General features: G+C 71.9%; 27 protein-coding genes and 1 pseudogene. 17 read left to right on the top strand and 11 right to left on the bottom strand.

Annotated elements, in window-relative coordinates; translation table 11 throughout:
* The first annotated feature begins 45 nt into the window (after positions 1-45).
* Both AQI94_RS20175 and AQI94_RS20170 read left to right on the top strand, forming a co-directional pair.
* Positions 46-1,008, top strand: coding sequence for a threonine/serine dehydratase (locus AQI94_RS20175; RefSeq protein ID WP_031039776.1), 963 nt, complete (start codon positions 46-48; stop codon positions 1,006-1,008).
* A 152-nt stretch (positions 1,009-1,160) separates the two neighbouring features.
* Positions 1,161-2,801, top strand: coding sequence for a serine/threonine-protein kinase (locus AQI94_RS20170; RefSeq protein WP_031039772.1), 1,641 nt, complete (start codon positions 1,161-1,163; stop codon positions 2,799-2,801).
* Here AQI94_RS20170 and AQI94_RS20165 read toward each other — a convergent pair.
* Positions 2,793-4,220: a serine hydrolase domain-containing protein gene (locus tag AQI94_RS20165; protein WP_031039768.1), complete on the bottom strand. Its 1,428-nt coding sequence runs from the start codon at positions 4,218-4,220 to the stop codon at positions 2,793-2,795. The two genes, AQI94_RS20170 and AQI94_RS20165, sit on opposite strands and share 9 nt — an antisense overlap.
* An 86-nt stretch (positions 4,221-4,306) precedes the next feature.
* Between AQI94_RS20165 and AQI94_RS20160 the strand changes: the two genes are divergently transcribed.
* From AQI94_RS20160 to AQI94_RS20145, 4 genes are all read left to right on the top strand, one after another.
* Positions 4,307-5,278, top strand: a complete 972-nt coding sequence (locus tag AQI94_RS20160; RefSeq protein ID WP_031039765.1) for an LLM class F420-dependent oxidoreductase — start codon at positions 4,307-4,309, stop codon at positions 5,276-5,278.
* A gap of 94 nt (positions 5,279-5,372) precedes the next feature.
* On the top strand, positions 5,373-6,437 hold the full coding sequence (locus AQI94_RS20155) for a hypothetical protein (protein WP_031039762.1): 1,065 nt from the start codon (positions 5,373-5,375) through the stop codon (positions 6,435-6,437).
* A 61-nt stretch (positions 6,438-6,498) separates the two neighbouring features.
* Entirely contained in the window at positions 6,499-6,936 is a 438-nt protein-coding gene (locus AQI94_RS20150; protein WP_031039757.1) for an SsgA family sporulation/cell division regulator, read from the top strand.
* Positions 6,937-7,031: 95 nt separating this feature from the next.
* The gene (locus AQI94_RS20145) at positions 7,032-7,724 is read left to right on the top strand and encodes a DUF2238 domain-containing protein (RefSeq protein WP_031039753.1); all 693 of its coding nucleotides are present in this window, start codon (positions 7,032-7,034) and stop codon (positions 7,722-7,724) included.
* Here the strand turns inward: AQI94_RS20145 and AQI94_RS20140 are convergent.
* On the bottom strand, positions 7,645-8,130 hold the full coding sequence (locus tag AQI94_RS20140) for a DUF6328 family protein (protein ID WP_031039749.1): 486 nt from the start codon (positions 8,128-8,130) through the stop codon (positions 7,645-7,647). The two genes, AQI94_RS20145 and AQI94_RS20140, sit on opposite strands and share 80 nt — an antisense overlap.
* 83 nt (positions 8,131-8,213) lie before the next feature.
* Positions 8,214-9,197, bottom strand: coding sequence for an aldo/keto reductase (locus AQI94_RS20135; RefSeq protein WP_031039744.1), 984 nt, complete (start codon positions 9,195-9,197; stop codon positions 8,214-8,216).
* A 151-nt stretch (positions 9,198-9,348) separates the two neighbouring features.
* Here AQI94_RS20135 and AQI94_RS20130 point away from each other — a divergent pair, with 151 nt between their 5' ends.
* Positions 9,349-11,046: a cholesterol oxidase substrate-binding domain-containing protein gene (locus tag AQI94_RS20130; RefSeq protein WP_031039741.1), complete on the top strand. Its 1,698-nt coding sequence runs from the start codon at positions 9,349-9,351 to the stop codon at positions 11,044-11,046.
* Here the strand turns inward: AQI94_RS20130 and AQI94_RS20125 are convergent.
* From AQI94_RS20125 to AQI94_RS20115, 3 genes are all read right to left on the bottom strand, one after another.
* Positions 11,043-11,627, bottom strand: a complete 585-nt coding sequence (locus tag AQI94_RS20125; protein ID WP_031039739.1) for a TetR/AcrR family transcriptional regulator — start codon at positions 11,625-11,627, stop codon at positions 11,043-11,045. The two genes, AQI94_RS20130 and AQI94_RS20125, sit on opposite strands and share 4 nt — an antisense overlap.
* Positions 11,624-13,102: an MFS transporter gene (locus AQI94_RS20120; RefSeq protein WP_031039735.1), complete on the bottom strand. Its 1,479-nt coding sequence runs from the start codon at positions 13,100-13,102 to the stop codon at positions 11,624-11,626. The genes AQI94_RS20125 and AQI94_RS20120 overlap by 4 nt, the downstream gene beginning before the upstream one ends.
* Before the next feature lie 94 nt (positions 13,103-13,196).
* Complete coding sequence (locus AQI94_RS20115) at positions 13,197-14,408, bottom strand: FAD-dependent monooxygenase (RefSeq protein WP_031039733.1); 1,212 nt, start codon at positions 14,406-14,408, stop codon at positions 13,197-13,199.
* 340 nt (positions 14,409-14,748) lie between these two features.
* Between AQI94_RS20115 and melC1 the strand changes: the two genes are divergently transcribed.
* From melC1 to AQI94_RS20100, 3 genes are all read left to right on the top strand, one after another.
* On the top strand, positions 14,749-15,093 hold the full coding sequence (melC1, locus tag AQI94_RS20110; protein ID WP_031039732.1) for an apotyrosinase chaperone MelC1: 345 nt from the start codon (positions 14,749-14,751) through the stop codon (positions 15,091-15,093).
* A 32-nt stretch (positions 15,094-15,125) separates the two neighbouring features.
* Positions 15,126-15,950, top strand: a complete 825-nt coding sequence (gene melC2 / locus AQI94_RS20105; RefSeq protein ID WP_031039731.1) for a tyrosinase MelC2 — start codon at positions 15,126-15,128, stop codon at positions 15,948-15,950.
* Positions 15,951-16,032: 82 nt separating this feature from the next.
* Positions 16,033-16,485: an SRPBCC family protein gene (locus tag AQI94_RS20100; RefSeq protein WP_031039729.1), complete on the top strand. Its 453-nt coding sequence runs from the start codon at positions 16,033-16,035 to the stop codon at positions 16,483-16,485.
* 21 nt (positions 16,486-16,506) lie between these two features.
* Here the strand turns inward: AQI94_RS20100 and AQI94_RS20095 are convergent, their stop codons facing one another.
* Positions 16,507-17,205, bottom strand: a complete 699-nt coding sequence (locus tag AQI94_RS20095) for a ribonuclease H family protein (protein ID WP_031039727.1) — start codon at positions 17,203-17,205, stop codon at positions 16,507-16,509.
* Positions 17,202-17,810, bottom strand: a complete 609-nt coding sequence (locus tag AQI94_RS20090; RefSeq protein ID WP_031039726.1) for a TetR/AcrR family transcriptional regulator — start codon at positions 17,808-17,810, stop codon at positions 17,202-17,204. Before AQI94_RS20090 ends, AQI94_RS20095 begins: the two co-directional genes overlap by 4 nt.
* A 74-nt stretch (positions 17,811-17,884) precedes the next feature.
* Between AQI94_RS20090 and AQI94_RS20085 the strand changes: the two genes are divergently transcribed.
* The gene (locus AQI94_RS20085) at positions 17,885-18,670 is read left to right on the top strand and encodes a class I SAM-dependent methyltransferase (protein ID WP_031039724.1); all 786 of its coding nucleotides are present in this window, start codon (positions 17,885-17,887) and stop codon (positions 18,668-18,670) included.
* Here AQI94_RS20085 and AQI94_RS20080 read toward each other — a convergent pair.
* Positions 18,667-19,467, bottom strand: a complete 801-nt coding sequence (locus AQI94_RS20080) for a VOC family protein (protein WP_051831945.1) — start codon at positions 19,465-19,467, stop codon at positions 18,667-18,669. The genes AQI94_RS20085 and AQI94_RS20080 overlap by 4 nt on opposite strands.
* A 264-nt stretch (positions 19,468-19,731) precedes the next feature.
* Here AQI94_RS20080 and AQI94_RS42915 point away from each other — a divergent pair.
* Positions 19,732-19,911 (top strand): annotated as a pseudogene (locus AQI94_RS42915) (SAM-dependent methyltransferase); the annotation flags it as partial.
* A gap of 10 nt (positions 19,912-19,921) precedes the next feature.
* On the opposite strand, the gene AQI94_RS20070 reads toward AQI94_RS42915, so the two are convergent.
* Positions 19,922-20,305 (bottom strand): STAS domain-containing protein, encoded by a 384-nt coding sequence (locus tag AQI94_RS20070; RefSeq protein ID WP_031039718.1) that lies wholly within the window; start codon positions 20,303-20,305, stop codon positions 19,922-19,924.
* Between the two features lie 239 nt (positions 20,306-20,544).
* Between AQI94_RS20070 and AQI94_RS20065 the strand changes: the two genes are divergently transcribed.
* From AQI94_RS20065 to AQI94_RS20055, 3 genes are all read left to right on the top strand, one after another.
* Entirely contained in the window at positions 20,545-21,219 is a 675-nt protein-coding gene (locus AQI94_RS20065) for a response regulator transcription factor (protein ID WP_031039715.1), read from the top strand.
* A 70-nt stretch (positions 21,220-21,289) separates the two neighbouring features.
* A complete protein-coding gene (locus AQI94_RS20060; RefSeq protein ID WP_031039711.1) occupies positions 21,290-22,951 on the top strand; it encodes a hybrid sensor histidine kinase/response regulator in 1,662 nt (553 codons plus the stop codon).
* Positions 22,952-23,033: 82 nt separating this feature from the next.
* Entirely contained in the window at positions 23,034-23,942 is a 909-nt protein-coding gene (locus AQI94_RS20055; protein ID WP_031039708.1) for an SGNH/GDSL hydrolase family protein, read from the top strand.
* 3 nt (positions 23,943-23,945) lie between these two features.
* Here AQI94_RS20055 and AQI94_RS20050 read toward each other — a convergent pair whose 3' ends face one another.
* Entirely contained in the window at positions 23,946-24,428 is a 483-nt protein-coding gene (locus tag AQI94_RS20050) for a VOC family protein (protein WP_031039706.1), read from the bottom strand.
* A 123-nt stretch (positions 24,429-24,551) separates the two neighbouring features.
* Here AQI94_RS20050 and AQI94_RS20045 point away from each other — a divergent pair, with 123 nt between their 5' ends.
* Together AQI94_RS20045 and AQI94_RS20040 are read left to right on the top strand one after the other, a co-directional pair.
* A complete protein-coding gene (locus AQI94_RS20045; RefSeq protein WP_031039704.1) occupies positions 24,552-25,748 on the top strand; it encodes an epoxide hydrolase family protein in 1,197 nt (398 codons plus the stop codon).
* Positions 25,749-25,871: 123 nt separating this feature from the next.
* Complete coding sequence (locus AQI94_RS20040) at positions 25,872-26,495, top strand: ClpP family protease (RefSeq protein WP_031039700.1); 624 nt, start codon at positions 25,872-25,874, stop codon at positions 26,493-26,495.

The following is a 26,495-nucleotide window of genomic DNA, read 5'->3' as shown; positions in this document are numbered from 1 at the left end:
TGGGGACAGGGTTCGAGAAGAGCTCCCCCGCCGGAAGGAACCGTCTTGATCGGGATCACGGACATCGAGCAGCAGGCCGGACTGATCGCCGGACACGTCGTGCGCACACCGACCCTGCCCAGCCCCGGTCTGTCCGCGCTGCTCGGTGCTCCCGTCACCGTCAAGCTCGAACTGCTCCAGCGCACCGGCTCGTTCAAGGCGCGCGGGGCGACGGCCAAGCTGCTGTCGCTGAGCGCGGCGGAGCGGGCGGCCGGGGTCGTGGCGGTCAGCGGCGGCAACCACGGGATCGCCCTCGCGCACATGGCGGCGGCCCTCGACGTCAAGGCGACGGTGGTCATGCCGCGTTCGGCGCCGGCCCGGTCCGTGGAGCTCGTCGAGGCGGCCGGGGCCACGCTGCGGCTGACGGACGACATGGACGGCGCCTTCTCGCTCGTGCGGCGCTTGCGCGACAAGGGGCTGACGCTGGTCCATCCCTTCGACGACCCTCTGGTGATCGCGGGGCAGGGGACGGTCGGGTCGGAGCTCGCCGAGGACGCGGACGGCGAGCTCACCGACGTCCTCGTCAGCGTCGGGGGCGGCGGCCTGATCGCGGGCGTCGCGGCAGCCCTGCGGGCGCGCCGCCCGGGGGTCAGGGTCTGGGGTGTGGAGACCGAGGGCGCCGAGGCCATGTCCCGGGCACTCGCCGCGGGCGGGCCGGTGCCGGTCGCGCTGTCCTCCCTCGTGACCACGCTGAGCGCCCCGGCCGTCTCGCAGCTGACGTACGACCATGTGGCGGCTCTGGTCACCGAGGTCCTCGTGGTGCCGGACCGGGAGGCCGTCCAGGGCTGTCTCGATCTCGCCGACCACGCCAAGGTGTGGGGCGAACCCGCGGCCGGGTGTCTGCTGCCCGCTGCCCGCCGGGTGCTGGAGCGGGTCGGCGACGGCTGCCGGCTGGGCCTCGTCGTCTGCGGCGGCAACGCGACCACGGCCGACGTGATGGCCTGGGCCGGACGGTTCGGGCTGCGCTGAGGGACGGGCCCGAGCGCGGTGGTTCTACTGACCTGTGAGTCAGAAACCGAGCAACCGGAAAGCGGATTCCATCGGTTGCCGATTTCATTGAACACACCCCGCCGCACCCGCCGTACCTCTGTGAAAGGTGAGAGCCAGGGGTTCAGCGAGGGATGACCATGGTCAAGGCGCACGTCTCCACACACGAGTTGGTCGCCGGACGGTACCGGCCCCTGGACGTCCTGCACCGCGAGACCAACCGGACCTGCTGGTACGGCGAGGATGTCGGCTCCGAACGCCCCTGCCTGCTCACCGAGATCGCACTGCCGGCCGGCACCGACGAGGAGACCTCGCTGCGCACCGCCGCGGGAGTCGTCCGGATGTCCAAGACCATGCGGGTGCTCTCGCCCGGCCGGATCGCCGCTGTCGTGGACGCCGTGGCGCAGGACGGGGTCCTGTGGACCGTCACCGAGCCGGTCGACGGCATCCCGCTGGGCGAACTCCTCGGCCGGCAGGGGACGTTCGACCATGTGCGGGCGGCCCGCGTCGGCCTGGAACTGCTGGAGGTGCTGGAGGCGGCGCACGGCGAGGGCATCACCCACGGTGAACTCAGCCCCGGCCAGGTGTTCGTGCACCACCAGGGCTCCGTGGTCGTCACCGGCTTCGGCCTGGCCGGCGCGACCCTCGCCCCGAGGCTGTCGGCACCCTCGTACGCCTCCCCCGAGCAGGCCCGTGACGAGCGCATCGGGCCGGCCGCCGACCTGTGGGCGCTCGGCGCGATCCTCTACACGCTGGTCGAGGGGCGGCCGCCGTTCCGTGACCGCGACCGTCCCGCGGCCACCCTGAAGGGGGTCGACCGGCTGCCGCTGCGGGCCCCGGTGCGGGCCGGGCCGCTCACGCCCGTCGTGCAGGGCCTGCTGCGCAAGAGCTCCCAGGAACGCATGAGCCGCGCGTCCGCGCGCAGCGCGCTCCTGCGGGTCCTCGACGAGGATCCGCAGGCGGCTCTGCAGGAGGAGCAGCCGAGGAGCAGGCGCGTCCTGCACGGCGTCGCCCCGGGCCGCGGCAGCCGACTCCTCGTCGCGGGGACCGCCCTGGCCGTCGTCACCGTGGCCGCCGCCGTCCTGGTGGTCACCAAGGCGCTGCCCGGCAGCGACAGTTCGACGACCGGCGAGGCACCCGCCCCGTCCGCTTCGGCCTCCGCCTCCGCGCCCGCCCCGGTACCCCCGGCCCCCTCCCCGTCGGTCACCGCGCCCGGAAACCGCACCGACGAGAGCCCGCGCCCGCCCTCCTCGCCGGCGCCCACCCCGAGCCCTAGCAGGTCGGCCACTCCCACCGCGGGCACCGGGCTGCCGGCCGGCTATCGCGAATACCACTCCCCCGAGGGCTTCTCCCTCGCCCTGCCCAAGGGCTGGAAACCGCTGGAGACCTCACGCCAGGAGGACCTGGCGTACCGCGTCACCTTCGGCGCCTCCGGTGACCCGCGCACGCTCGCCGTCACCTACAGCAAGGCCGTCGGCACGGACGCCGTGGCCGTGTGGCGCGACGACGTGGAGCCGGGGCTGCGGGACAACCCCGGCTACGAACGCCTCGGCGACATCCGCGCCACGAGCTACCAGGGCCGCCAGGCCGCCGACATGCAGTGGGTCGAGGAGGTCGACGGCACCCGGGTGCGCACCTTCGGCCGCGGCTTCCTCATCGGCGAGGGCCGCGGCTACTCACTGCGCTGGACGACCCCTGCGGCCGACTGGAACGACGACGCCAACCAGGAGGCGCTGGACACCTTCCTGCGCACCTTCCGGGTGCCCTCATCCTGAGCGCGGCGCCCGCATCCGCCGCAGCGGACCGGCGTGCAGGGGCTGGGTGCGCCAGCGCGCGGTGAACGTCCGGTCCCCCGGCGAGCAGGTCACCAGCAGGTGGTGCGGGGTCTCCAGGAACGCCAGGTCGACGACGAGGGTCTCCGCGTCGCTCCAGCCACCGCTCACCGCGACCGGCACGGGCTCGTCGGCGACCGTCCAGCCGCCGTCCCCGGCTCCGAGTTCCAGTTCCAGCCGGTCGCCGTCGTCCACGAGGGTCACCCGGCCGCCCGGGTCCACCTCGACCGCGGTCAGGGTCGGCTGGTCGGCGCAGGTGCCGCCATGGGGCGTGAAGGCGGTGTTCCAGTCCCGCGTCCGGTCGGCGGGGGCGGGCTTGCCCTCGGTGGGCGGCACCGCGAGCCGTGCCAGACGCTCGGCCAGGGCCGCGTCCGCCGCCTCACCGCCGGGCAGCGGATCGGCGCCGAAGGCGGGCAGCAGATGCTCCCACGCCAGATCCAGGACCTTCTGCATGTCCACGGTCTCCGAGGTGATCGCGAGCACCGCGTCCTGCTCGGGCAGCACCACGCAGAACTGCCCGTACGCCCCGTCCCCGCGGTAACCGTGGCGGGCCATCCAGAACTGGAAGCCGTAGCCCTGCTGCCAGTCCGACCAGCCGCCCACCGGCGGTGCCTCGTGCGCGATCTGCACCCGTGTCGCCTCGGCCACCCACGACTCGGGCAGCAGCCGCTCGCCCTCCCACACCCCGCCCCGCAGATACAGCTGGCCGAGCCGGGCGACGGCGTCGGTCGTGGCGTGCAGCCCGCTGAAGCCGAGCTCACGGCCCCGGCGGTCGGAGATCCAGGCCGCCTCGCCGATTCCGAGCGGCTCGAACAGCCGGGGCCGCAGGTACTCGGTGAGTCTCTGGCCGGTGACCCGCTGGACGATCGCGGCGAGGGTGTAGGTGGCGGGCTGGTTGTAGGCGAAGACGGTGCCCGGGTCCCGGTCCGGCGGGACCAGCAGAAAGCCCCGGACGAGTTCGTCGCGGTCCAGAGCGCGGGCCCGGTCCAGCGTCTCCTCCTCGTGGCCGCTGGCCATCGACGCCACATGCCGTACCAGCATCGCCCGGCTGCGCGGGTCGGTGACCTCGGCCTCGAACTCCGGGAAGTACGAGATCACCGGGTCGTCCAGCCGGATCAGCCCCTCGGCGACGGCGAACCCGGCGGCCGTGGCCGTGAAGCTCTTGCTGAGCGAGTAGAGGAGCTGGGGCCGGTCCGGGGCGTACGGCGCCCACCAGCCCGAGGCCACGACCTGGCCGTGGCGCAGCAGCATCACACTGTGCGGTTCGAGGTGCGGCTCGGCTTCGAGGGCGTCGAGGAAGGCCTGTATGCCGGCGGCGTCGACGCCCTGGGCGGCGGGGGTGCTCGTGGGCAGGGAACTCATACCCGCATCCTGCCCCGTGCGCCGGTCTTGATCGAGAGGGACCGGGAAGCCCGTTTTCCCCTCCGGTCACCGGGGACCCGGACCCCATGGTGCAAATCGGATACACGATGATGACCGAGCAGGCCGGCCCCCGTGAGCTGGTGGGCCATGTGGTGCGGGCCGAGGAGGTGGGCTACGACTTCTCCGTGACCTCGGACCACTACTTTCCGTGGCTGCGGTCGCAGGGCCACTCGCCGTACGCGTGGAGCGTGCTCGGGGCGGCCGCCCAGGCGACCTCGCGGATCCCGTTGATGACGTACGTGACCTGTCCCTCCTTCCGGTACCACCCGGCGGTGGTGGCGCAGAAGGCGGCGACCATGCAGCTGCTCTCCGAGGGCCGGTTCCGGCTGGGGCTTGGCTCGGGCGAGAACCTCAACGAGCATGTGGTGGGCGGCGGCTGGCCGTCGGCCGACGTCCGGCACGAGATGCTGGAGGAGGCGGTGGAGATCATCCGCGCGCTGTTCGGGGACGGCCATGTGAACCACCGCGGGACCCACTTCGACGTGGAGTCCGCCCGGCTGTGGGATCTGCCGGACGAGCCGCCGCAGATCGGACTGGCCGTCTCCGGCGAGCAGTCGTGCGCCCTGGCCGGCCGCCTGGCCGACCTCGTCATCGCCACCGAGCCCAAGGCGGGGCTGCTCGACGCGTTCGACCGCAACGGCGGCGAGGGCAAGCCGCGCATCGGCCAGCTGCCCGTCTGCTACGACCCCGACCGGGACACCGCGATCAGGCGGGCGCACTCCCAGTTCCGCTGGTTCGGCAACGGCTGGAAGGTCAACTCCGAGCTGCCGCACCCGGATTCCTTCGAGTCGGCCACCCAGTTCGTCACCCCCGAGGACGTGGCGGCGTCGATCCCGTGCGGCGACGACCCCGACGCCTTCGTCGAAGCCGTACGTCCGTACGCGGAAGCCGGGTTCACCGAGATCGCGCTGGTGCAGATCGGCGGCGACTCCCAGCCCGGGTTCCTGGACTGGTCGGACAAGACGCTGCTGCCCGCGCTGCGCGACGCGTTCGCCTGAGCGGGCGGTGCTGCCGGGGCGGCACCCGACGGTGCAATAGGCTTCCGAGCCGCACATCATGCGGTTTGAACGAGCCTGCCCAGGAGAAGCACCCGTGACCCTAGCGATCGACCCGTCCGACACGACCTCCGAGGCCCCGGAGGTCTCGGCCGAGATGTCCGGCGCGCCCTTGTCCGACCTCGTCGCGCGGGACGCCCGCGAGTTCGGGGTGTACGCGCGGACCGGCGGATGGGCCTTCGGCCTGATGGTGGCGCGCAGCGTGCGGCCCGGCGGCCAGAGCGCCGACGAGACGCCGAAGGTGTCCGCGAAGGAGTTCGCCGAGCTCGCCGGCTGCTCGGCCGAGCGCGTCATGCGCTACTACAAGGCCTGGGACCGGGCCGCCGACGACGGCATGGTCCCGCACTTCGAGGCGCTCGCGCCGGGCCAGGAGGTGGAGCTGCCGGACGCGGACGTGTGGCTGAGCTACTACGTCTCCCGCAGCAGCGCCGCCTCCGAGCGCGGCACGGCCATCGCCGAGGCCGCGGAGGCCGAGGGCATCCGGCCGACAAAGGCCCTGGAGGTCGCCGAGAACCCGACCGCGCTGCGTGCCGCGATCCTCGCCGACCCCTCCACCGCCCGGGCCGCGCGCAGCGCGCTGCTCGACCGGATCAAGGAGGACCCGGAGCTGCAGGCGTCCCTGGCCCGGGACGTGGTGCGCACGGACGACCTGAAGAAGGCCGTGGCCACCGAGAGCAGGGCGGCCGACCGGATCGGGTACGTGCGCCAGATCGCCGAGTCCGGGCAGGTCAAGACCCCGGCCGGGCAGACCATCGACGCTCCGGTCGACCTGCGTCAGGAGGCCGAGCGGCACCTGTCCCTCCTGGAGGAGCTGGAGGAGGACGAGGACACCGGCGAGTGGGCCGCCGAGGCGTTCGACACCATGAAGTCCCTCGTCGCCGAGGCCGTGGAGGCGGATCCCGAACTCCGGGTCCAGGAGCGGCGGACGAAGTTCTACAGCAGCCTCCAGAGGGCCACCAAGGTGTTCGAGGAGCTGACCTTCGACGACGCCCAGGACTTCTACGAGGACGACATGGTCCAGCAACTGGAGGAACTCCAGCAGGCGATCGCCTCGTGCATCACGGCTCTGCGCACCGCGAAGGGGAATCACCCGGTCGGCTGAGCATCTTGGCCGTGTGAGGGGTACTAGAGGGCTCTACGTCGTTCTCCCCGGAGGCCCCCAGGTGAACTCCTTCGTCCACAGGACCGCCCACAAGACCCTCGTCGTGCAACTGCAGGCGGGCGGCACGGCCCGGTGCCCTGTGCTCGCCCACCTGGGGTACGACGCGGCGGACCCGTTCGCCGTCACCGCGGTGTTCAGCCATGACGGCCGGGTGCTGGCGCGGTGGCGGCTGGACCGGGAGATGCTCGCCGAGGGCCTGCGCGGCCCGGTCGGGATCGGGGACGTGCGGTTCAGCCCCGTGTCGAGCGGTGTCTGGGAGGAACTGCGCATGGAGTTCTTCGGCGACGCCCGCTCCGACGGGGGCCGCCAGCACGCCGTGGTCTTCGCGTGGGCTCCGGCGCTGGCGTCCTTCCTGCGCGAGACCCGTGAGCTCGTGCCGCCGGGCCGGGAAGAGGTCAGCGTGGACGACTTCCTGGCCTCGGTCATCGCCGGCGGCTGAGACGGGTTCCTGAGCGCACATGGCCTGAGTAGCCGTACTCATGCCACCGCCGGCGCCCGGCCCGACGATGGGGGCTCCTACGACGAGGAGTGCTCATGACCGCTGTGCGACGGCGTCTGCCCGTCCTGCTCGCCTGGGCCGTGGTCGCGGCGCTGGCCCTGTCCGCCCGGGGCCCGCGCGACCGCACCACCTGGTTCCTGGAGACCGTGTGGGTCCTGGTCGGGCTGCCGCTGATCGTGCTGACGTGGCGCCGCTTCCCGTTGACCGACCTGGTGTGCTCTCTGCTGGCGGTGCACGCGCTCGTGCTGATCGTGGGCGGCCACTACACCTACGCGCAGGTCCCGCTCGGCGACTGGGTGCGCGACACGTTCGGGCTCGACCGCAATCCGTACGACCGTCTCGGCCACCTCATGCAGGGGTTCGTGCCGGCGGTGCTCGTCCGGGAGCTGCTCAGCCGTACGTCCCCGCTGCGGGGCAGTCGTTGGCTGGCGCCGCTGACGGTGTGCGCGTGCCTGGCCTTCAGTGCCGTCTTCGAGATGCTGGAGTGGGCGGCCGCCGTGATCGGAGGTCAGGCGGCGGACGCCTTCCTGGCCACCCAGGGCGATGTGTGGGACACCCAGTGGGACATGTTCTGCGCGCTGATCGGTGCCACGCTGTCGGTGCTCACGCTGAGCCGTCTGCACGACCGTCAGCTGGACGGGCCGCGGGTCACTGCGTCGTGTGGCGGCGCCGGGTCCACAGGGGGAGGCCGAACCAGCACAGCAGGTACCAGGCCACTACTCCCGTGACGAGCCAGGGCACCCAGCCGTCATGGGTCGCGACGCGCAGGATCAGCAGCAGGGCCGCCGTCATGGTGGTGAGCAGCAGGACCAGCCCGACGAAGGTCAGCCGGGAGGCGATCCGTACGGCCTGGGGTTTGATGCGCCGTCCCGAGACCAGGCGGTGCAGGGAGACCGGGCCTATGAGGGCTCCGGTGGCGCAGGAGCCGAGGACGACGGTGACGATGTAGATGACCTGGTCGGTGTGGGCCAGGTCGTCGTACTTCGGGGTGAACACCACGGTGAGCAGGAAGCCGAACAGGATCTGTACGCCTGTCTGCGCGACGCGGATCTCCTGGATCAGTTCGCCCCACATGCGGTCCGCGCGCTCATCCTGAGTCTCGTCGCGGCCTGTCCGTCTCTCCGTGTCGACCATGCGCTACGGGTATCCGGTGACTGATCTTTCAAACAGCGCGGCTCCGGGAGCGGCGAGCGGCCGGTTCCCGGAGCCGGGCGGGGTCACCAGCGGTTCTCCACCTGGTCCTTGACGCGTCGGTCGTAGAGGTCGCGGACGGCCGCGAGGGTCTCCTCGGACAGGGGAGGCAGCTTGGCGGCGGCCGCGTTGGCGCGCGCCTGCTCGGGGTTGCGGGCGCCGGGGATGACGGTGGTGACGCCGGGCTGCTGGATGATCCAGCGCAGGGCGAGCTGCGCCGGGGTGCAGCCCTCGGGTGCCAGTGCGGAGAACTCGGCGGCGGCCTCGACACCGGTCGTGTAGTCCACGCCGGAGAAGGTCTCACCGACGTCGAACGCTTCGCCGTGCCGGTTGTAGGCACGGTGGTCGTTCTCCGGGAAGACGGTGTCCCGGGTGTACTTGCCGGACAGCAGGCCGGAGGCCAGCGGAACCCGGGCGATGATGCCGACGCCCGCCTCCTGTGCGGCGGGCAGCACCTCGCGCAGCGGCTTCATGCGGAAGGCGTTGAAGATGATCTGGACGCTCGCCACTCCTGGCCGGGCGATCGCGGTCAGCGCCTCCTCGCAGGTCTCGACGCTGACGCCGTAGTGGGCGATGCGCTCCTCCTCGACCAGGGTGTCCAGGGCGTCGAACACCTCGTCGCTGGAGTAGACAGGGGTCGGCGGGCAGTGCAGCTGGACCAGGTCGATGCGGTCGACGCCGAGGTTGCGGCGCGAACGGTCGTTCCAGGCGCGGAAGTTGTCGAGGACGTAGTTCTCGGGGATCTGGTCGACGCGGCGGCCCATCTTCGTCGCGACCAGCACGTGCAGGTCGGGCCTGCCGCTCAGGAACGTGGCGATGGTCTGTTCGCTGCGTCCGTCGCCGTACACGTCCGCCGTGTCGAAGAAGGTGACTCCCGACTCGGCGGCCGCCTCCAGCACCGAGAGGGCTTCCTTGTCGTCGACGTCTCCCCAGTCGGCCCCCAGTTGCCAGGTGCCGAGTCCGACGACGGATGCGTGCTGCTGCGACCTGCCGAATGTGCGCTCGTCCATGCCGTCAGTCTGTCATCTGTCGCCGACCTGCGCGGAACTGGTCGCTCCGGGGTGGGACCTGTGAATTGTTCACTCGCACGGGTGACACGTTTCGGCGAAGGGCATGCACGTGTCAACATCCGCCTAGCGTGACCCCGTGACTGATCGTTCCGTGAGCAACCACCCGCAGGACACGCCGTCCTGGACCCGTCGCGGCTTCCTCGTGAGCGCCGCCGCGCTCGCCGCCGCACCGATTCTGCTGCCGGCCGATCCGGCGGAGGCGGCCGAGGAGCTGCCCGATTTCCCGGCGGGCGTGGCCCTGCACCGCTCGGCGTACCGCAACTGGGTCGGCGAGATCACCGCCGACGGCCTGTGGGCCTGCGCTCCCACCGGCCCGGACCAGGTCGTCGACGTCGTCAACTGGGCCTGGCGGCACGGCTGGCGGGTCCGCGCCCGCGGTTCCTCGCACGGCTGGTCGCCCCTCACCGTCACCGAGGGCACGGCGCCGGACGCGCCCGTCCTCCTCGTCGACACCGCCTCCCACCTCACCGGTCTGTCCCTGGACTCGGCCTCCGCCGTGCGGGCCGGCACCGGCGTCACGCTGGAGGCGCTGCTCACCTACCTGGAGGAGCACGGACTCGGCGTCACCGCCGCGCCGGCGCCCGGCGACCTCACCCTGGGCGGCGCGCTGGCGATCGACGCGCACGGCTCCGCCGTTCCGGCCGACGGGGAGCACCGGCTGCCGGGCCAGACGTACGGCTCGCTGAGCAATCGCATCCTGTCGCTGACGGCGGTGGTGTGGGACGAGGACAGCGGGGCGTACGCGCTGCGCACCTTCAGCCGCGCCGAGGCCGACAGCGCGGCCCTGCTCACCCATCTGGGGCGGACCTTCGTCACCGAGGTCGTCCTGCGGGTGGGCGTGAACAGCAATCTGCGGTGTGTGAGCCGGGTCGACATCCCGGCGGCGGAGCTCTTCGCGGCGCCCGGCGGTGACGGGCGGACCTTCGCGAGCTTCCTGGAGAAGTCCGGGCGGGTCGAGGCGATCTGGTTCGCCTACACGGAGTTCCCGTGGCTGAAGGTGTGGAGCGTGGCGCCGGCGAAGCCGCTGACCTCGCGGCGCGTGACCTCGCCGTACAACTATCCCTTCTCCGACAACGTGCCGACCCTGGTGGCGGATCTGGCCGGGCGGATGGTGTCGGACGCGGCCTGGTACCTGGCACCGGTGCTCGGCAACGCGCAGCTCGACGTGGCGACGGTGGGGCTCACGGCGACGCTCTCGGCGGACATCTGGGGTCCGTCGAAGAACACACTGCTCTACGTCAAGCCGACGACGCTGCGGGTGACGGCGAACGGATACGCGGTCCTCACCGGCCGGGACCAGGTGCAGCGGGTGGTCTCCGAGTTCACGGAGTTCTACCGGGAGCGGCTGGCCGCGTACACCGCTCAGGGGAAGTTCCCGGTCAACGGGACGGTGGAGATCAGGGTGACCGGGCTCGACGATCCGGCCGAGGCCGAGCTGGCCGGCGCGCGGGCCCCGCTGCTGTCGGCGCTGCGGGCGGATCCGGCGCGTCCCGAGCGGGACACCGCGGTGTGGCTGGACATCCTGACGCTGCCGGGGACGCCGTACGCGGAGGCCTTCCTCAGGGAGATCGAGCGGTTCCTGTTCGAGGGCTACGAGGGGACGCGGGTCGAGTGGTCCAAGGGCTGGGCCTACACGGACGACGCGGCGTGGGCGGACGAGGAGGTGCTGGGGACGACGATTCCCGGGTCGTTCGGTGAGGCGGTGTGGGGGCAGGCGGCGGGCGTGCTGGACCGGCTCGATCCGCACGGCGTGTTCGGCAACGCCTTCCTGGACCGGCTGTTCCGCTAGGGCGTCAGGTGGGCCTGCACGGTGGGGGCGTACCGGTCCACCAGGTCCTCCACCGCGGTCGCCCTCAGCTCGGTGCCCCGGGCGATGCCGTACATCACGCCCAGGCCGAGGAGGGTGCCCACGGCGAGTTCGGCGCGCAGGCCGGCGTCGGGGCCCCGCAGGCGCTGCGCGAGGCGTTCGACCACCTGGGAGCGGAAGTTGACGCGCAGGATGTCACCGTGTTCGCCCTGGACGGGGGCGAAGGCGATCCGGAGCAGGGGGTCGGCGCCGCGTTCGATCTGGCCGGTGAGGACGTGGCGGACCATGTGGCGGCCCAGTTCGTCCAGGGGGGCGTCGAGCAGGGCCGTCGCGTCGGACTCGAAGGACATGACGCGGGCAAGAAGGGCGTCCTTGTTGCCGAAGTACTTCACGATCAGCGGCGGGCTGACGCCCGCTCGTTCGCCGACCGCCTTGAGGGTGATGTCGGCGTGCGGAGTGCGGGCCAGGAGATAGCGGGCCGCCCTGAGGATGGCTGCCCTGGTCGCCTCGGCGTCGCGGCGGGCGGGTACGGCGGTGGGGGGCGTTGTGCTCACGGCACTCATGCTCCCTCCATCGCCTCGTCCCGCGCCCCCCGGGTGCGGCCCTTTGCCCGGCGGGTGTCATCGGGCGTGGCGTCGCCGGGGATGGTCAGGGCGGCCGCGCACGCCGCGAGGGCGACCGCTCCGGCCATGGCGAAGGCCAGCAGGTAGCCGTGCAGGGTGGGCACCGGGGCGCCGCCGACCAGGCTGGTGTGGTGGACCAGCACCGCCGCGACCGCCGCGCTGGAGGTGGCCTGGCCGATGGTGCGCATCAGGACGTTGACGCCGTTGGCGGAGGCCGTCTGCTCGGCCGGGACGGCACGCAGGATCAGCGTGGGCAGGGCCGAGTAGGCGAGGGTGGTGCCGGTGGAGACCACGGTCGCGCCCACGATGACCATCCACAGGTCGCGGCTGTCCGCGATGCGTACCGCGTAGCCGCACGCGATGACGGCGGCGCCGAGGGCGAGGGTGACGCGCGGGCCGCGGGACGCGGAGATCCGGGCGGAGAGCGGTGAGAACAGCAGCATGGTGACACCGCCCGGCAGCAGGCACAGGCCGGTGGCCACGATCGACAGGCCGAGCCCGTAGCCGGTGGCCTTCGGTGCCTGGACCAGCTGGGCCGTCACCAGGGAGTTGGCGTAGAACGCGAACCCGGTGAGCAGGGCGGCCACATGGGAGAGGCCCACGCGGGGGCGGCTGACGAGCCGCAGGTCGACCAGGGGCTGCTCGGTGCGCAGCTGGCGCCACCACCACAGGGCCAGGACCGCCACGGACACCAGGAACAGACCCAGGACGCGGGGGCTGCCCCAGCCCCACTGGCCGCCCTGGGACACCGCGAGCAGCAGACTGACCAGGCCCACGGCCAGTCCCAGGGCGCCCACCACGTCGAAGCGGCCCGGCTGGCGTACCGGCGACTCGCGGACCGCCCACGACACGGCCGCCACCCCGAGGGCGCCGAGGGCGCTGGTCATCCAGAACATGGTGTGCCAGTCGGCGTACTGGACGACCATCGCGGCCAGCGGCAGACCGAGCGCGGCCCCGATGCCGACGGTGGAACTCATCATCGCGACCGCGGACCCCCGGCGGGCTGGCGGCAGTTCGTCCCGCAGGATGCTGATCGACAGCGGCACCACGGCAGCGGCGGCGCCCTGGAGGGCGCGGGCCGCGATGAGCACGGTGATGTCGGACGACAGGGCGCACAGCACCGAGCCGAGCGTCATGAGGACGAGGGCGCCGGTCAGCACCTTGCGCTTGCCGTACATGTCACCGGCGCGGCCGAGCACCGGGGTCAGGACCGCTCCGGCCAGGAGGGTCGCCGTGACCATCCAGGAGACCGCGCCGGGCGAGGAGTGCGTCAGCCGGGGCAGATCCGGCAGCAGGGGGACGACCACGGTCTGCATGACGGCCATGAGCGTGCCGCACATCGCCAGCACCGGCACGGTGAGGCGGGTCCGCAGACCGGCTCCGCGAGGCGGGGATATCGGGCCCTGCTGGTCCATCGGCGCTCCGCATACGACAAGGAAAACAGTGGGTGAATGACAATTCACTTTACCGGTGAATCGCCATTCACCCAACCCTTTCCGGATCCGGCGGCTACTTGCGCGAGGCCAGTTCCCGCGCGTGCACGCTGCGCGCGACCTTCGGGCCGAGCCAGCGCTTGAACCTGCGCAGTGCCTCCAGTTGCCCGGCGGCCTTGTCGATCCGGTAGTACAGCTGGGGCGGGACATAGGGCAGCAGGGGCGAGTGCCGCTGGCCGAGCAGGGCGAACATCTGCTCCGGGGGCAGGTCGATGTAGCGGGGCAGGTTCTCGTACCACTGGGCGCTGTAGCGGGCCGCGCTCTGGACGGAGAGCAGCTCCGACTTGCGCTGTCGCTCGTAGCGGGCGAGCGCCTGCGGAAGCTCGCCGTGCGCGTGCAGGGCGCCGGCCAGGGCGATGGCGTCCTCCAGGGCGAGGGTGGTGCCGGCGCCGACGGAGTAGTGGGTGGTGTGGGCGGCGTCGCCGAGCAGGACGAGGTGGTCGCGGTGCCAGGTGCGGTTGGTGAGGGTGCGGAAGGTCAGCCACTGGGCGCTGCCCGAGCCGGCGGAGCGGCCGATCAGCGGGTGGCCGTCGAGGACGTCCGCGAACAGCTTCTCCAGCAGGGCGAGTCCGTCGGCCTCGTCGGCGCTGTCGAGGCCGAGGCCGGTCCAGGTCCGGGGGTCGCACTCGACGACGACGGTGCTTCGCTCCGGGCTGAAGGCGTAGCCGTAGCACCAGATCCAGCCGTGATCGGTCTCGACGAAGGCGAAGGTGAAGGCGTCGAAGACCCTGCTCGTGCCGAGCCAGATGTAGCGGTTGCGGCCCTCTGCGGTCCCGGCGCCGAAGTGGTCGGCATGCCCGGAGCGCAGGGCGCTGCGCACGCCGTCGCCGGCCACGACGAGGTCGGCCGCCGGAAGGTTCCCGGGGGTGATCTCGTGTTCGAACTCCAGGCGTACACCCAGGGAGCGGGCCCGTGCGGCGAGGATCTCCAGCAGCCGGTGGCGGCCAATGCCGAAGCCCTCGTCGCTGCTGCGCCGGGCGACCAGGTCGCGCACCCGGGCCTCGCCCTTGTTCCAGGTGACCGAGGCCTCCTCGATAGCGCGGGCCGACTCGGGGTCGTGGGCGTGCAGTTTGTCGAGCAGTCCGCGCCAGTAGGTGACGCCCCAGCCGTAGGTCGAGCCCTCCGGGTCGCGCTCGTGGACCGTGATGTCGTGGGACGGGTCCTGCCGCTTCAGCAGGATCGAGAGATACAGGCCGGCGGGCCCGCCACCGACACAGGCGACCTTCACACACACCCCTAGGAATTACCCAAAGCGTTCAATTGGCAACGCAGGGTAGCAGCCGGGGAGGGCGCCACCCGCGCACCGGATCACGTCACTTTCCGCACGTGAGACGGGCCACTGCCAGCGCGTTCACCCGCAAAGGATCATCGGATTCGCGGTCCGCCGGAGAAGGAATTCCTCCGTCCGGGTTCCCGAAAGCCCTCTCTACAGCAAGATCATCTTTGTTCAACGCTGCACGACATGTAGGGAATTGTCTGGATCACAGCCAACCGGTCACGAGGGATTTCTCCCGCTCTCGGCAGGGCCGATAGGCATGCGGAGTCCGTCAACCCAGGAGGCACACCGCATGCCGGAACTCACCCGCCGTACCGCGCTCACCGCGACGGCCGCCCTCGCCGCGGGGGCAGTCGCCGCTCCCCGCGCAGCCGCCGAGGACCACCATCACGCGTCACCCGATTCCTTCGACGAGGTCTACCGGGGCCGCCGGATACAGGGCCGGTCCACCGGCGGCCACCACGGCGGATACCGGGTGACGGTCGACGGCGTGGAGCTGCACGTGATGCGCAACGCCGACGGCACCTGGATCAGCGTCGTCAGCCATTACGACCCCGTGCCCACCCGGCGCGCCGCCGCACGGGCCGCCGTCGACGAGCTCCAGGGCGCACGGCTGCTGCCGTTCCCCGCCAACTGACCGCCCCGTACGTCTCCTTGGAGCATCCGCACATGACCGTCCGCAAGAACCAAGCGACCCTGACCGCCGACGAGAAGCGGCGGTTCGTCGCCGCCGTCCTGGAGCTGAAGCGCAGCGGCCGCTACGACGCGTTCGTCACCACGCACAACGGCTTCATCATGGCCGACACCGACAACGGCGAGCGCACCGGCCATCGTTCGCCCTCCTTCCTGCCCTGGCATCGCAGATTCCTGCTCGACTTCGAGCAGGCCCTGCAGTCCGTGGACGCCTCGGTGACGCTCCCCTACTGGGACTGGAGCACCGACCGCACGCCCCGGGCCTCGCTGTGGGGCCCCGACTTCCTCGGCGGCACCGGGCACAGCCGGGACGGGCGGGTGATGGACGGCCCGTTCGCCGCGGACACCGGCAACTGGCCGATCAACGTGCGGGTCGACGGCCGTACGTATCTCAGACGCGCCCTCGGCGACGGCGTACGGGAGTTGCCGACCCCGGGCGAGGTGGAGTCGGTGCTGTCCATGGCGACGTACGACATGCCGCCCTGGAACAGCGCGTCGGACGGCTTCCGCAACCATCTGGAGGGCTGGCGCGGGGTCAACCTGCACAACCGGGTCCATGTCTGGGTGGGCGGGCAGATGGCGACCGGGGTCTCCCCCAACGATCCGGTGTTCTGGCTCCACCACGCCTACGTGGACAAGCTGTGGGCCCGCTGGCAGCGGCGGCATCCGGACTCCCGCTATGTCCCGGCCGCCGGAACACCCCAGGTCGTGGACCTCGACGAGACCATGAGGCCGTGGAACGACGTGCGCCCCGCGGATCTGCTGGACCACACCCGCCACTACACCTTCGACACCGCGTAGGAGTCGACTCGCGCCGGTTTGCCCTCCGGGCCGTGCGGTACCCGCGCCGCACACACCGAGAGGACGAAGGAGGGATTCACCCGTGTCGCAGGTCGAGGAATCCATCGAGGTCGGCGTGCCGGTGCACACCGCCTACAACCAGTGGACGCAGTTCGAGACCTTCCCCGAGTTCATGAGCGGGGTCGAGCGCATCGAGCAGCGCACCGACACGCTCACGCACTGGGTGACCAACGTCAACGGGGTGCACAGGGAGTTCGACGCGGAGATCACCGAGCAGATCCCGGACGAGCGGGTCGCGTGGACCACGATCGCCGGCGAGGCCAAGCAGGCCGGTGCGGTGACCTTCCACCGGCTCGACGAGAGCCACACCAAGGTGATGCTCCAGATGGACTTCCATCCGGACACCGTCACCGAGAAGGTCGGCGACAAGCTCGGGTTCGTGAAGCGGCAGACCAAGGGCGACCTGGAGCGCTTCAAGACGTTCATCGAGGAGCGCGGTCGGGAGACCGGCGAGTGGCGCGGGGCGGTCATCTGACCGCCGCGCTCCGGCCGGCCGCTATCCGGCCGCTTCCGTACGGCACTCCGGGTGCCCCCAGCCCTGGGCATTCTTCGCGATGGGCTCGCCCGCCGCGTAGGGACGTCCGCACAGACAGCGGCCGGGGAACTTGGCCTTGATCGTACGAGAGGACGAACCACCGCTCCGCTTGGGCGACTTGGCCCGGGCGGGGCGGTCGGTGTTTTTCGGGGTGTCAGGCGACGGCGGCGGCTGCGGGGAGCCCAGTTCGCTGCTCGCGGGCTCCTGGACGATCGCCGCCTGGCTGGCCGCGCGGTCGGCGAAGTCGTTGAGCGGGTCGCCGTCGACCTGGTGGGCGGGGACGTAACGGAACTCGACGGAACGCCCGTCGAGCAGTTCGTCGATCCGCACGACGAGGTCCTGGTTGGCGACCGGCTTGCCCGCGGAGGTCTTCCAGCCGTTGCGCTTCCAGCCGGGCAGCCAGGTGGTGACGGCCTTCATCGCGTACTGGGAGTCCATCCGGATCTCCAGCGGCACATCCGGCTCGGTGGCGGTGAGCAGCCGTTCCAGCGCGGTGAGTTCGGCGACGTTGTTGGTGGCCCGGCCGAGCGGGCCGGCCTCCCAGCGGTCGGGCGTCTCCGACTCGTCCGCGATGACCCAGGCCCAGGCCGCGGGTCCCGGATTTCCCTTCGAAGCCCCGTCGCACGCGGCCACCAGTCGTTCACGCATGTGCTCGATCATGCCATGAGCGGACGGGCGTCCGTTCCCCCCGCCGGGACGACCGTGGCCACGACCCGGCGGAGTTCCCCGGCCCCGGGTGCCGGGCCGTCCGCGTCGGCGAAGAGCAGGTGCGCGGCCCCGATCAGCGTGGGGGCGAGCAGGTCCACGTCGGCGCCGGCCGGAATCCGCCCCAGGTCGCGCTCGGCGGCGAGATAGCCGGCCACCATCGCCGTGGCCTCCCGCAGCACCGGCACTCCCGGGCCCCCGGCCTCGCGCAGCCGGGCCCGCAGGGCGTCCCGCGCGATGACCAGGCCGACGATCCGCAGGGCGATCGTGCCGAAGAGGTCGGTCAGGGCGGCGGCGAGGTTGCCGACGACGTCACCGGTGCCCGCGGACTCGCGCAGAGCCCGGGAACGGATCTCGATCCGGCCGACACGGTCCAGCACGAGCTCGGCGAGGAAGGCGTCGAAGTCCTCGAAGTGCCGATGCAGCACCCCCTTGGCGACGCCCGCCTCGGTGGTGACGGCCCGGCTGGTCAGCGCGTTCGCCCCGGCCCTCAGCAGGATCCGCTCGGCGGCGTCGAACAACTGCCGGCGCACATCACTGATGGCGATCCCTGTCGGCACGGCCCACCTCGCTCCTCCTCGGACATCCTCCCTGATTCTTGTCGAGTGGGCATGCGCCCACTTAGAGTGGGCGCATGCCCACTTCCGCTGGAGACCACCGCGACATCGCGGAGTCGTACGGCTCGGACGCCGAGCGCTATGACCGGACCCGCCCCCGCTACCCCGACGCCCTGGTGGAGCGGATCGTCGACGGGAGTCCCGGCCGGGACGTCCTGGACGTGGGGGCGGGCACCGGTATCGCCGGGCTGGCGTTCCGGGCGCGCGGCTGCCGGGTCCTCGGGATCGAGCCCGACGCACGGATGGCCGCGTTCGCCCGCCGGAAAGGACTCGACGTCGAGATCGCCCGGTTCGAGGAGTGGGAACCGACGGGCCGGGACTTCGACACGGTCGTCGCGGGAACGGTCTGGCACTGGGTCGACCCGGTCGCCGGTGCCGCCCAGGCCGCCCGGGTGCTGCGGCCGGCAGGACGGCTGGCCCTGTTCTGGAACGCCTTCCAGCCCGCGCCCGAGGTGGCCGAGGCGCTCACCGAGGCCTACGCCCGGGCCGTGCCCGAGCTGCCGTTCGACTGGCGTCGGCTGACCGGCGCGGACAGCCACGCGAGCGTCCTCGCCCCGGCGGCCGACGGGATCCGGGCGGCGGCCGCGTTCGGGGAGCCGGAGGAGTGGCACTTCGGGTGGGACCGGGTCTACACCCGCGAGGAGTGGCTGGACCAGGTACCCACCTTCGGCGGCCACGGGCAGTTGCCCGCCGGGAAGCTCGGCACCCTGCTCGACAGCATCGGGGACGCCGTCGACGCGCTGGGCGGGAGCCTCTCGATGCGCTACACCGCCGTGGTGCTCACGGCGGTGCGCACCGGCTAGGACACGTCGGAGATCTGGGGCATGTCGCCCTGGGTCGTCGTCACGTCGATGACCGAGAAGCTCGCGCCCTGCGGGTCGCTGAGGGCGGCGAACCGGCCGAAGGGCGAGTCCATCGGCCCGAACCGCACGACGGCACCGAGCTTGGTGGCGCGGGCCACGGCGTCGTCGCAGTCGGGGACCGTGAAGTAGACGTTGATGTACGCCGGCACCTCGGGCGGGAAGTCGTCGGTCATCTTCATGCGGCCGAGGACGGTGTGGTCACCGAGGTTGAACATGCGGAAGTCGATCGCGTCGTCCTGCATCTGCTTGGCGCTGTAGCCGAAGACCGCCGGGAAGAACGCGTCGGACTTCCCGGGATCGCGGGTGTAGATCTCCGCCCAGCAGAACGCCCCGGCCTGCTCGGGCGGCGCCTCGAAGCCCTCGTGGGTGCCGCCCTGCCACACTCCGAAGGCCACGCCGCTCGGGTCGCGCGCCAGGCACATCGTGCCGAAGTCGCCGACCTGCATCGGCTCCATGAGCACCTCGCCGCCGTTGTCACGGATCTTGCCGGCGGTGGCGGCCGCGTCCGGCGACGCGAGGTACAGGCACCACTGCGACTGACCCTCCTGACCGGGCATCGGCGGAACGACGGCGGCGACGGCCTTGCCGTCCGCGTAGGCCTGCGTGTAGTTGCCGTACTCCGACGACGACTCGCCGAAGGTCCAGCCGAGGACGTCGCTGTAGAAGCTCTTGGCTCCCTCGACATCACTGAACATCGCATCGGCCCAGCAGGGGGTTCCCTCAGGTTGTACGGCCATGATCGCGGCCCTTCCCGAATCGGTGGTCGGTCCGTCCACACGCTAGTCACGGGCGCGCCCGACCGCGCGCCGAACGGACGTTTCCACCCCAGGGCGGACAGAAGGGATGATCTGTGAGAGGGTGCCGCTCCCCTGTTGTGCGCGGGACCCCTCGGGCGCCACCGCGCCGGCGGGTGGCGCCGGGGGCCTCGACCCGCGACCAGCCTCGGCGGGTCACGCCAGGCCCTCAACCCGACCTCGGCGATCAGCGGGACACACCTCGATGATCCACTGCGGCGGCGCGAGCGGATCACCGCCGAACTGCACCGCCTTGAACACACCCGGGCCGAGTACCTCGCCGCCCGGCTCGGCCCGCTCACGCCCGTGGACCGGGTGTTCGACGCCAGTTGCGGGCGCGGCGGCGGCAGCGTGGTGGCGCATCTCAGCTACGGCTGCCACGCCGACCGCGAGTGAGTCAGCCGCCCGCCGGTTCCTCGCACGGGGTCGCCGGGTCGAACACGTCGAGCGTGCCGTGCGCCCACAGCAGCCGCCGGGTGTCAGGGGCGCACAGCACGGAGAACGTTCCGCCGCCCTCCAGCACCCGGCGGCGCAGGCGCAGCAGCAGGTTCAGTCCGGTGGAGTCGACGAAGGAGACCGGGCGCAGGTCCACGACGTACGCGGGTGCGGCGAGGGCCACGAGGGAGTCGAGCCAGCTGCGCAGCTGATGGGCGGTCGCGAGGTCGATCTCGCCGTGCAGTTCGGCGAGCACCAGGCCGTCCGTGCCGCGCTTGAGGCCGTGGCCCGCGGGCGGGGGCGGCCAGGAGGCGGTGATGACGGGCCGCAGGTCGTTGTCGCGCACCGTGTCACGTCCCCGCTGTCGTGCCTGTTCCCTCCGCGCCGGGGCCTTTCGTTCCGGCGCGGACACGTGCGGCGGTTTCACGATCCCCGCACCGCACATGTCCGCGCCGGACCTCCCCCGGGCGGCTCCCCCCTTGAACCGTGGTGCTTACTGTTCTACCTTCGCCACATGGTCTGGGCATCAACGCCCGCTCATCAGCGACACAACGAGCGGGTACCGGGCGGGCCAGGTGATGCGGAATGCGCCCGCACCTCGCCCTGATCGAGGACGAGCCCGACTTCGCACTGATGTGCCGTTCCTATCTGGAGCGGGCCGGATTCACCGTCACCTGGGCCATGGACGCCCGCGCCGGAAAGTCCGTGCTGTACGAGAGCCGCGTCGACCTGGCGATCCTGGACCTGGGCCTCCCGGACGGCAGCGGGCTCGAACTGCTGCGGGCGCTCCGGTCGACGAGCCGGCTCCCCGTCATCGTGGTCTCCGGCCGCGGCGCGGAGGCGGACCGGGTGGCGGGACTGGAGATCGGCGCGGACGACTACCTGGTCAAGCCGTTCTCCCAGCGCGAGCTGGTGGCCCGGATCCATGCCGTGCTGCGCCGCTCGCAGCCGCCGGACCTGCCGACGGTGATCCAGGCCGGCTCCCTGCTCGTCGACACGGCGGCCCGCCAGGTCTCCGTCGACGGGGTCCTGCTGACCCTGCGCCCCAAGGAGTTCGCCCTGCTGGAGATGCTGGCCGCCGCGCCCGGCCGGGTGTTCTCGGCGGATCAGTTGCTGGAGCGGATCTGGGGTTCGTCCTGGCAGCAGCCCGCGACCGTCGTCGAGCATGTGTACCGGCTGCGCGGCAAGCTCGCCGAACTGCCCGCCCCCGCACCGCGGATCGTCACCGTCCGCGGCTACGGCTACCGCCTCGACCCCTGACACGGGGCTCTTTCCGACGGGACCCCCGCCGGGGGATTCCCGAGACCCGTCCCGGCCAGGAGGTCCGACCGTGCCCGACGCCCCGGACTTCCGGCGCCTGTTCGACGCGAACCTGTCCCCGCTGCTCGTCCTGACCACCGACTTCGTCATCGTCGAGGTCAACCGCGCCTATCTGACGGCCACCCGCACCGGGCGCGGCATCGTGGGACGGCCGGTCTTCGACGTGTTCCCGGACAATCCCGAGGACCCCTCGGCCGACGGCGTGGCCAACCTGCGCCGCTCGCTGGAGACGGTCGTGGCGAGCGGCCGTACGGACACCATGGCCCTGCAGCGCTACGACATCCCGACGGACCGGGCGGGTGTCTTCGCGGAGCGCTGGTGGAGTCCGGTCAACGCGCCGGTGCTGGACGGCGAGGGGCGGGTGACGCACATCATCCACCGGGTCGAGGACGTCACGGAGTTCGTGCATCTGCGCCGGGTGGGGCGGGAGCAGCAGCGGGCGGTGGCCGACGCGCAGATGCGCGCGGAGGGCATGGAGATCGACCTGTTCGTGCGGGCGCGGGAGATCCGCGAGGTGAACGAGCAGTTGAGCCGGGTCAACGCCGAGCTGGACGCGGCCGGCCGCCGGCTGCGGGAGGAGCAGCGGGCCAAGGACCGGTTCATCGCCACGCTCTCGCACGAGCTGCGCAACCCCCTCGCGGCCGCGACCGCGGCCACCGAACTGCTCGCCCTCGACATGCCGGAGGGGCATCCGGCGCTCGCCGTCCTGGAGCGGCAGCTCGGCACCCTGGCCCGGATGAGCAACGACCTGCTGGACGGCACCCGCGCGGTGACCGGGCGGCTGGAGCTGGTGCGCGAGCCGGTCGACCTGCGCTCGGTCGTCGAGGGAGCCTGCGCGGACATCCGCGGTCTGTTCGCGCACGACGGCCGCACGCTCGACGTACGGCTGCCCGCCGTGCCCCTCGTCGTGGACGGCGACCGGCTGCGGCTCGCGCAGGTGCTGACGAACCTGCTGTCGAACGCGCTCAAGTACACCCGGCCCGGCGGGCGCACCGAGGTGGAGCTCACGGCCGGGGACGGTGAGGCGCGGCTGACCGTCCGGGACGACGGCATCGGCTTCGCGCCGGGCCAGGCCGAGGAGCTGTTCGGGGTGTTCATGCGGGCGGCGCCCGCCGGCCCCGACACGCCGGAGGGCCTGGGGCTGGGGCTGGCCGTCGCGCGGACGATCGCGGAACTGCACCACGGCCGGGTCGGTGCGCACAGTGCCGGGCCCGGTGAGGGAGCGACGTTCACCGTGGTCCTGCCGACGACCGGCTCCCCGGCCCCGCCCGCGTCCCGGTCCACGGCCGTCCGGTCCACGCCCCGCGGGCTGGCCGTGCTGATCGTGGAGGACAACGAGGACCTGGCGGCGACCTACCACACGCTGCTGGAGCGGCAGGGCCACCGGGTGACGACGGTCCACACCGGCACCGCCGCGCTCACCGCGACCGAGGCGCACATCTTCGACGTGGTGCTGTGCGACCTGGGGCTGCCGGACATCGACGGCCACACGGTCGCCCGCCGGGTGCGGGAGAGGCCGGGCGGTGAGCGGCTCCGGCTCATCGCGGTGTCCGGATTCAGCCAGGGCACCGACCTCGCGATGTCCCGGGCCGCGGGCTTCGACGCCCATCTCACCAAGCCGCTGCCGCTGACCGAACTGATGGAGGTCCTGGAGCGCCGGGACGGCGAGTGAACCGTGCCGCGTGTCTTCCCCCCTGGGCCCGGCTGTGCTTGCCTGGGGAACCGTTTTTCGGCGACCGGGGCGGGAGTCGCGCATGCGGACACCGTGGATCGTGGGGTGGGTGACCGCGGTGTTGCTGCTCGGTGGCTGCGGCGACCCCACGGACGGGCCGGAGACGCCGCCACCGACCCCGGACGTCTCCCGTGCGGCCACCACGCACCAGCGCGCCCAGTCCTCCCCGAGCGCCTCCCCGTCCGTGGTCGCCCCGCGGGTGCTGTATCTGGGCGACTCCCTCGCGACGGAGGCGCAGCGGGTCCTCGGGCAGGAACTGCGCCGGGATCTGCGGGCGCGGTACACGAGCGCGCCGTACTCGGGGACCACACCGTGCGACTACCTGGAGGGCACCGGGAAGAAGTCGCTGGTGCCCGACCGGGACAAGGCGGCCGCGCTGGTCCGGGCGCTGCACCCGGACTTCGTGGTGCTGCAGTTCTGGGGCAACGCGTGGGGCTACACCTGGTGCATGGACGGGATCAGCCATGCCGCCGCGCCGCAGAAGTACTTCAGCAGGTACCGGGCGGACCTGCGAAGGCTGACCGAGCAGATCGCGACGGCGGGTGGTGGGCACCGGCCGCGGATCGTGTGGGTGGCGCAGGGCCCGGACCCGATCACGCCCGACCGGGTCCGCCGTGTGAACGAGCTGTACGAGGAGCGGGCGGCCGCCTCGGGCGACGTCGTCGCCGACGCGGGCGCGACGGTGGCGCCCGCCGGATCGCGCTACTCCTGGGTGCAGTACCTGCCGTGCACCCCGTACGAGCACGAGCATCCCGGTTACTGCACCCAGCCGGACCGCGACCGCACCGCCCTGCACCTCGACAAGGACTATCTGCACTTCTGTCTGGCGCCCACGACGTCCAGGCCCCGGCCCTGCCCGGTCCGCTCCCCGGGCATCCTGCGGATCGCCCGCGAGATCACTCGGGTGATCGGCCGGACGCCCGCCGTCTGACGCTCACTCTCCGGCGTACGCCTTCTCCAGGGCCGCGACGTCGAACTTGCTCATCGCCATGAACGCCTTGGTGACGCGGGCCGCCTTCTCCGGGTCCGGGTCGCCCACCATGTCGGCGAGCCCCTCGGGCACGACCTGCCACGACAGCCCGTAACGGTCCTTGAGCCAGCCACAGGGGCCGGGCTCGCCGCCGTTCTCGGTGAGCTTGGTCCAGTAGTAGTCGATCTCCTCCTGGTCCGCGCAGAAGATCTGGAAGGAGACGGCTTCGGTGAACTTGAACTGCGGTCCGCCGTTGAGGGCGACGAAGTGCTGCCCGTTGGCCGTGAAGTCGACCGTCAGGACGGTCCCCGCGGGCTGCATCGCGCCCTCGGGATAGTGGGTGACCCTCCCGACGGTGGAGTCCTTGAACACCGAGACGTAGAAGTGCGCGGCTTCCTCGGCCTGGCCGTCGAACCAGAGACACGTGGTGAAAGGCTTGCTCGCCATGGGTTCCTCCCGAAGGGTCGTGGTGCGGTCATCTCTGTGGACCGATCCTCGGCGCGGAACTCATCGGTCGGGCGGCCGGCTAATCCAGGTGGCTCATACACCGGTGCGACCTAGCATCCCCGTATGACGTCAACCGACACCATCACGCCGTTCCGTGTCGACATTCCGCAGCACGACCTCGACGACCTCCACGACCGTCTCGACCGCACCCGCTGGCCCGACGACCTCTCGGCCACGGGCTGGTCGTACGGCGTACCGGCCGGCTATCTGCGCGAGCTCGCCCACCACTGGCGGCACACCTACGACTGGCGCGCGGCCGAGGCGCGGTTGAACGAGTGGCCGCAGTTCACGACCGTCATCGACGGCTCGACCGTGCACTTCGCCCACATCCGCTCCCCCGAGCCGGACGCCACCGCGCTGGTGCTCACCCACGGCTGGCCCGGCTCGATCGTCGAATTCCTGGATGTGGTCGGCCCGTTGACCGATCCGGTGGCCCACGGCGGCGACCCGGCCGACGCCTTCCATGTCGTCGTACCGGGCATCCCCGGCTTCGGGCTGTCCGGGCCGCCCGCCGACACGGGCTGGGAGGCGGGCCGGATCGCCGACGCGTGGGCCGAGCTGATGACCCGGCTCGGCTACGAGCGGTTCGGCGCGCAGGGCGGCGACTGGGGCTCGGCGATCTCCCGTGAGCTGGGCCGCGCCCACCCGGAGCGGATCATCGGCGTCCACCTCAACCTGCTGCCGGGCGCGCAGGCCACCCGTGAGCCGACCGAGGAGGAGCTCGCCGCGCTGGAGCCCGAGGAGCGGGAGCGCGCTGTCGAGTCGTGGCGCCGGTGGAGCGCCTGGTCGGGCGAGGGCACCGGGTACGCCGTCCTGCACTCCACCCGCCCGCAGACCCTCGCCTACGCGCTCACCGACTCGCCGGTCGGCCAACTCGCCTGGATCGTCGAGAAGTTCCAGGAATGGACCGACTCCGCCGAACTGCCCGAGGAGGCCGTGGACCGGGACCGGCTGCTGACCAACGTGATGCTGTACTGGCTGACCGGGACCGCCGGTTCGGCGGCCCGGATCTACTACGAGCGGGCGCACGCCACCGGCGAGAGGGCGGCCCGGCCCACCGAACCGTCGACCGCGCCGACCGCGCTCGCCGTCTTCCCGGCCGAGATCCAGCTCCCGCTGCGGCACAAGGCGGAGCGCACCGAGAACATCGTGCGGTGGACCGAGTTCGACCGGGGCGGCCATTTCGCGGCGATGGAGGAACCGGACCTGCTGGTGGAGGACGTGCGGGCGTTCTTCCGGCAGCTGCGCGAGACGGGCTGAGCAACCCCTGCGGGCCCGCGCTCTGCCGGTGGCGAATCTGCCACCGGCAGAGAAACCGCTTCGGGGCATCGTCCGAGGTCAAGAGTGGAGCCGACGGCATCCCTACGACCACGAGGACCGCCCATGACTTCCATCCGGGCCGAGGAGGGCGACACCCCTCCCACCCGCTTCGACGACCAACTGGCCGCCCAGCTCCTCGCCCAGCGCATCGTGCTGCTGGGCACCCAGGTCGACGAGGTCTCCGCCAACCGGGTCTGCTCCCAGCTGCTGGTCCTGTCCGCGGAGGACCCGCGCACCGACATCAGCCTGTACATCAACAGTCCGGGCGGCTCCGTGTACGCGGGCCTGGCCATCTACGACACGATGCGGCTGATCCCCAACGACGTCTCGACGCTCGCCATGGGCTTCGCCGCGAGCATGGGCCAGTTCCTGCTCTGCGGCGGCACGCCCGGCAAGCGGTACGCCCTGCCGAACGCGCGGATCATGATGCACCAGGGGTCCGCGGGCATCGGCGGTACCACCGCCGACATCCTGATCCAGGCGGAGAACCTGGATCACAGCAAGCAGACCATGGAGCGTCTCCTCGCCGAGAACACGGGCCAGACGCCGGAGACGATCGCCCGCGACGGCGACCGCGACCGCTGGTTCACGGCCGAGGAGGCCAGGGAGTACGGCATGGTGGACCGGGTCGTGGAGTCCCTCGCGGACGTCCGCCCGGCCGCCTCCAGGCGACGGATGGGGCTCTGA

The sequence above is a fragment of the Streptomyces pseudovenezuelae genome (assembly GCF_001513955.1).
Lineage (GTDB): Bacteria > Actinomycetota > Actinomycetes > Streptomycetales > Streptomycetaceae > Streptomyces > Streptomyces pseudovenezuelae.
Note: the sequence above shows the minus strand (reverse complement) of the source record. Positions and strands in the feature narration are given on the sequence as shown.